Below are 5,254 nucleotides of genomic sequence, written 5' to 3' on the forward strand. Positions count from 1 at the left end.
CCCTAATACCTGTATTATATGATAAAAATGGCATATCACCTACAACTAAGGCATTCTTTGTACCCCTAGCAACTGCAGCTGTGTGGTGGATCATGTCCTCAATAGTTACGCTTAGGGTGTCTTCATATCCTAGCATTACCATACCTAATGAATCACCAACCAAAATTGAGTTTACACCCGCTTCATCTACCAGCTTGGCAGTCGAATAGTCATATGCAGTAAGCATAGTTAATTTTTCACCCTTTTGTTTAGCTTCCTTAAACGTTAAAACTGTATTTTTCATATTTTCTCCCATTTCCCCTAATCCATAACTTGAGGATTAGGACCTTTCAATAATAAATTTTCCAACCTACTATAATCCCTATCACAATTTTTTTCCCTAGCAAGACCTACAAGCTCTAGACTTAAAAGTCTATATATTTTTTCTATATCATCATAGTGATCATGGTCTAAGGCTTTTAGGTGTCTTTCTACAGTACCTAGATCGTTTCTCTCTACAGGTCCAGTCAGAGCATCCTGGGGACCTATTGCAAAAAGCTTGTTCATATTTCCTATAGCCAAGGACTTAAGGGCAGTTAAGGCCTCTTCTTGGCTAAAATTATAGTCACCTAATAGCTTTATAGATATACTTCCCATGGCTATAATTAGGTTACTTATAAATACAGATGAAATATGGTACTTGGTTTTTTCCCTACTCGAGAGAACCTTATACTTATTTCCTTTTGAATCTAAGACCTTAGAAAAAAACTCAATAGCCTCATCCTGTCCTTCTAGTGTAAAAAAGGCACTAGCTAGGTCCTTGTATGAATTTTCCTTGCTTGAAATTGCTAAAATTGGATGCATGGAGCAACCACTGGCTCCCTTAGAAGATATATCGAAGAAAATTTCTGATGACAGTGAGCCACTACAATGGCAAACTATCTTATTTTGAATACTAAATTTTGATATTGTACTCCAGACCTGACTTATTTTATCATCCGGAGTAGTTATAAGTATGACATTACTTTTTTCTACTAACTTTTCAATATTGGTAAACTTACCTGAATTTGTTACCTTTGCAGCATAGGCCGAACTGTCAAGACTCCTACTATAATAACCTACCAGGTTTGTATACTCAAGACCTGACAAGTACCTACCTAGGGACACACCAACCTTACCTGCGCCAATAATTCCTATGTTGTACATTAGTTATCACCTCCAAAGAGTGTAATACTATCAAAAATTATTAAATTATTCAAAATGTGTAGTTTCCTTCGAATACCACCATACAAGTAAAATTTATCATAATCTCAATTAAAAATCAAGAAAAATACTACTTTTTATCACCACTAATCATATATAAAAAATAAAGAGGGTATACCTTGTTTTAGGTTCCCCTCTTATTTTCACTATCTCTTATATTCAATTACAACTCTTCTATATGGGTCTGTTCCCTCACTATAAGTTATTACAAACCTATCGTTCTGAAGGGCTGAATGGATTATCCTTCTTTCATAAGGATTCATAAAGTCAAGCTTCTTAGTTCTCCTAGTCTTAGCAACCTCTCTAGCAGCCTTGTAGCAGTATCTCTTTAGAGATTCCTCCCTCTTGCTCCTATAGTTTTCAATATCTACAAAGACCCTAGTATGTGAGTCCTTATTAAACTTGTTAAGGGCTAGGCCTGTTAAGAACTGAATAGCATCTAGGGTATCACCCCTTCTACCAATCAAACAACTTGCATCGTCGCCACTTATCTTAACCTTTATTAGGTTGTCCTCAAGTACAACATCAACCTCTGCTTCTACATCAGCGTTCTTAAGTAATTCTACTACAAATTCCCTTGCTATCCTTATTTCATCTTCATCTGTTATGTTTACTTTATCTTGTATTTCCTTATTTTCAACCTTGTCCTGGCCACTTGGCTCAGTCTTTAGAAGCTCATCCTCAACTAGGATTTCTTCCTTATTTTCTTCTACTAATTCTTCCCTAGCTGGTTCAGTTTCCTTTGCCACTTCATACTCTAGGCTGAAGACACCACTCTTGGCCCCTATACCTAAAAATCCCTTGCTTGGCTTTTCTAAAACTGTAATTTTAATACTATCCTTGTCTGCCTTAGTAGACTTTAGAAGCTGTTCAACAGCTTCCTCTGAACTTTTTGCGTAAAATACCTTTGATTCCACTATCAACACCCCCTACTACTTATTTTTAAAGCTAGCCTTGCCAGCCTCTTTATCTTCCTTTTCCTGAATCAACTTGGCTTTTAAAGGTCTAGTAATTAGATAGTACTGGAATACAGAGAATATATTACTTACACACCAATATAGAGCAAGAGCTGCTGGTAATACGAATCCCCAATATAGTGACATACCCGCCAATAACCAAGACATCATCTTCATCGGTCCCTCTATCTGGTCCTTAGGAGTCATTACCTTCTGCATTAGGTAGGCACTGACACCTGCAAATACAGCTAGTATATAGTCTGGCTTAGATAGGGCCTTTATCCATAAAAAGTTACCATTTGCTGCCACCATGGCTGCCTTATTGGCAAATACACCATATGTTACAGGATCCTTAAAGACATAGAATAGTCCCATCAGGATAGGCATCTGTATTAGGATTGGCAAACATCCTGATAAAGGATTTATACCTGATTCCTTGTATAGCTTAGATATTTCTTCGTTCTGCTTTTCAGGCTTATTTTTGTACTTAGCCTGGATTTCCTTAATCTTTGGATTGATCTCTGACATAGCAAAGGTAGACTTTGTCTGCTTTACTGTCAAAGGCATCATTATCATCTTTACTATAATAGTAAAGACTATAACAGATAAACCATAGTTACCTATTACACCATATATAGCCTTTAGGGCTATACCAAATAAACTTGCAATCTGTCCCATTATTACCTCCTGGTAAATTATACCTCAACTTTTGAGATAGACCTCCTACTTCAAAGGGTCGTAACCGCCTGGGTGAAAAGGGTGACACTTACTTACTCTTCTAAGAGTCAACCACAGTCCCTTTAGGAAGCCATATTTTTTAAATGCCTGGATAGAGTATTGAGAGCAGGTAGGATAAAACCTACAAGTAGGTCCCTTTAGGGGAGATATAAAAACCTGGTAAAACCTAACCAGACCTATACAGGCCTTGGCTAAGATACTACTGACCTTCTTAAATAATCCTTTAATATTATCTATTAGAAACCTCATAGTCCAAGTCACCTCTTCTTTGATACCTGTTTCTTACTATCCTTCTTAATTATATTGGCCTTCTTACATATATACTTGAGAGACCTTTCAATCTCTCTATAATCCTTGTCAGCAGCACTTACCCTGGCTATAAATACCATGTCATAGCCAGCCTGAACTCTTTCGTCTATATTTAGTCTATAGGCCTCCTTGATACATCTCCTGATCCTATTTCTAACATGGGCCTTGCCCACCTTCTTGGATATTGATATACCAATCCTAGACTTGTCTGACTTGTTCTTCATTGTATATATGACCAAATTTCTGTCGGCCAAAGATTTACCCCTTTGGTAAACCCTTCTGAAATCAGAATCTTTTTTGATTCCGTCGGTGTTATTAAATTGCATCAACAACCTCCACCTTTACAAAAAAAACCACCATAACAGTGGTTTTTCATATTATAAAATTAGAACTAACCTACAAATTAGTGAGTTAATCTGTTTCTACCTTTAGCTCTTCTTCTCTTTAAAACATTTCTTCCGTTTGGAGACTTCATTCTCTTTCTGAATCCATGTTCTCTTTTTCTCTGTCTTTTCTTTGGCTGATAAGTTCTCTTCATCCTTAGAACACTCCTTTCCTTTAATCATCATTGTAAACATAACAATATAATTATAATGATTATATGATTAAAAGTCAATTATTTTTCGTAAATTCATTGAATTTATCCCATTTATATAAGATTTATTATAAAAAATCTACCTACTAAAATTAATTTTCAAACCCACCTATCTTTTTAAATTTTTTTATATTTTTTTTATCAACAATATACAGGATAAATTTATAGGTTTTATCCACACAAATAACTAGATGTTGAAAAGTTGAAAAATAAAGAGTAAATTATCCACATTTTGTTAATAACTTTGTGGACAACTTTTTTTATTATCGGTATATAATGTATATACACTCAAAATAGTGGAAGTTTTCCACCTTGTTGATAAGTATATTTTTTATTCACTATTTATACACAATTGTATATGTATAATTTTTATGCCTAAGTTTTTTTATTCGCAATTATACCATTACTATCAACAAAATATACACAATATATAATAGATAAAGGAGGGTCACTGGTAAATGGATGTGAAAAATTTGTGGACTTCAGCACAACAAAAGCTAAAGGGTGTTTTCCCAAAGGCAATATTTACCCTATACTTAAATGATAATATTGTTCCTATAGCAATTAACAGCAATATTTTATACCTAAGTGGAGATAATAGGTCTAAGGAGTTTTTTGAAAAACAGCAGAAAGAAACTATTTTAGCAGCTTTTGATGAATTGGCAGTAAATGTTAAGGATATCATCGTTTTGACGAATGATGATACTAATGATACTGGAATGAATACAGACCATGAAAAGACCAGTAATACCAATGAAAATAATGAAAAAATAATGGACCTGGCTACAAGTATAGCTAATTCAAACCTAAATCCAAAATATACATTTGATACATTTGTCGTAGGATCAAGTAATGCTATGGCAGTTGCTGCATGTCAAAGGGTAGCTGAATACGACGAGACAGCTAATGATAATCCCTTGTTTTTGTATGGTGGTGTAGGTCTTGGAAAAACCCACCTTATGCATGCTATCGGCCACAGGGTCTTGGAAAGAGATTCATCAAAAAAGATACTATATGTTTCATCTGAAACCTTTACCAATGAGATGGTCACAGCTATAAGAGAAAAGAAGAATAGCGAGTTTAGAGAAAAATATAGGAATGTTGATATATTTATGATAGATGATGTCCAGTTCGTAGCTGGTAAAAACTCTGTCCAGGAAGAACTATTCCATACCTTCAATGATGTACATGGTGCTGGCAAGAAGATTATCCTATCAAGTGACAAGCCACCTAAGGATATACCAGAACTTGAGGAAAGATTAAGGTCTAGGTTTGTATGGGGCTTGATTACAGATATACAGGCACCTGATTATGGTACTAGGATGGCCATCCTGCAAAATAAGGCTGAAAATGACAAACTAGAAATAGATTCAGATGTATTTGAATATATAGCAGACAATGTAAAGTCAAATAT

Annotated in this window: 8 protein-coding genes; 1 reads left to right on the forward strand and 7 read right to left on the reverse strand. The window is 35.0% G+C overall.

The window, feature by feature from the left end:
- The 7 genes from ACW6OJ_RS07270 to rpmH all read right to left on the reverse strand — a co-directional run.
- A partial coding sequence (locus ACW6OJ_RS07270; RefSeq protein ID WP_456096169.1) for a 3-methyl-2-oxobutanoate hydroxymethyltransferase occupies nucleotides 1–283 on the reverse strand: 283 nt, incomplete at its 3' end.
- Nucleotides 284–300: 17 nt separating this feature from the next.
- On the reverse strand, nucleotides 301–1,185 hold the full coding sequence (locus ACW6OJ_RS07275) for a Rossmann-like and DUF2520 domain-containing protein (protein WP_456096170.1): 885 nt from the start codon (nucleotides 1,183–1,185) through the stop codon (nucleotides 301–303).
- A 203-nt stretch (nucleotides 1,186–1,388) separates the two neighbouring features.
- The gene (jag, locus tag ACW6OJ_RS07280; protein ID WP_456096171.1) at nucleotides 1,389–2,159 is read right to left on the reverse strand and encodes an RNA-binding cell elongation regulator Jag/EloR; all 771 of its coding nucleotides are present in this window, start codon (nucleotides 2,157–2,159) and stop codon (nucleotides 1,389–1,391) included.
- A gap of 15 nt (nucleotides 2,160–2,174) precedes the next feature.
- On the reverse strand, nucleotides 2,175–2,876 hold the full coding sequence (locus tag ACW6OJ_RS07285; protein WP_313964547.1) for a YidC/Oxa1 family membrane protein insertase: 702 nt from the start codon (nucleotides 2,874–2,876) through the stop codon (nucleotides 2,175–2,177).
- Nucleotides 2,877–2,921: 45 nt separating this feature from the next.
- Nucleotides 2,922–3,185 (reverse strand): membrane protein insertion efficiency factor YidD, encoded by a 264-nt coding sequence (gene yidD / locus ACW6OJ_RS07290; RefSeq protein WP_412426607.1) that lies wholly within the window; start codon nucleotides 3,183–3,185, stop codon nucleotides 2,922–2,924.
- Between the two features lie 8 nt (nucleotides 3,186–3,193).
- The gene (rnpA, locus tag ACW6OJ_RS07295) at nucleotides 3,194–3,571 is read right to left on the reverse strand and encodes a ribonuclease P protein component (RefSeq protein WP_456096172.1); all 378 of its coding nucleotides are present in this window, start codon (nucleotides 3,569–3,571) and stop codon (nucleotides 3,194–3,196) included.
- A gap of 77 nt (nucleotides 3,572–3,648) precedes the next feature.
- Nucleotides 3,649–3,783, reverse strand: coding sequence for a 50S ribosomal protein L34 (gene rpmH / locus ACW6OJ_RS07300; protein ID WP_007788395.1), 135 nt, complete (start codon nucleotides 3,781–3,783; stop codon nucleotides 3,649–3,651).
- A gap of 515 nt (nucleotides 3,784–4,298) precedes the next feature.
- Here rpmH and ACW6OJ_RS07305 point away from each other — a divergent pair.
- Nucleotides 4,299–5,254 (forward strand): chromosomal replication initiator protein DnaA (locus ACW6OJ_RS07305; RefSeq protein WP_456096173.1); only part of this gene is annotated, 956 nt, incomplete at its 3' end.

The sequence above is a fragment of the Peptostreptococcus sp. genome, assembly GCF_977045075.1.

What these genes read in the sequence shown, in the direction of transcription:
- rnpA (WP_456096172.1), bottom strand. Translation starts at nt 3,571, where the DNA reads ATGCAATTTAATAACACCGACGGAATCAAAAAAGATTCTGATTTCAGA.
- ACW6OJ_RS07285 (WP_313964547.1), bottom strand. Translation starts at nt 2,876, where the DNA reads ATGGGACAGATTGCAAGTTTATTTGGTATAGCCCTAAAGGCTATATAT.
- rpmH (WP_007788395.1), bottom strand. Translation starts at nt 3,783, where the DNA reads ATGAAGAGAACTTATCAGCCAAAGAAAAGACAGAGAAAAAGAGAACAT.
- yidD (WP_412426607.1), bottom strand. Translation starts at nt 3,185, where the DNA reads ATGAGGTTTCTAATAGATAATATTAAAGGATTATTTAAGAAGGTCAGT.
- ACW6OJ_RS07275 (WP_456096170.1), bottom strand. Translation starts at nt 1,185, where the DNA reads ATGTACAACATAGGAATTATTGGCGCAGGTAAGGTTGGTGTGTCCCTA.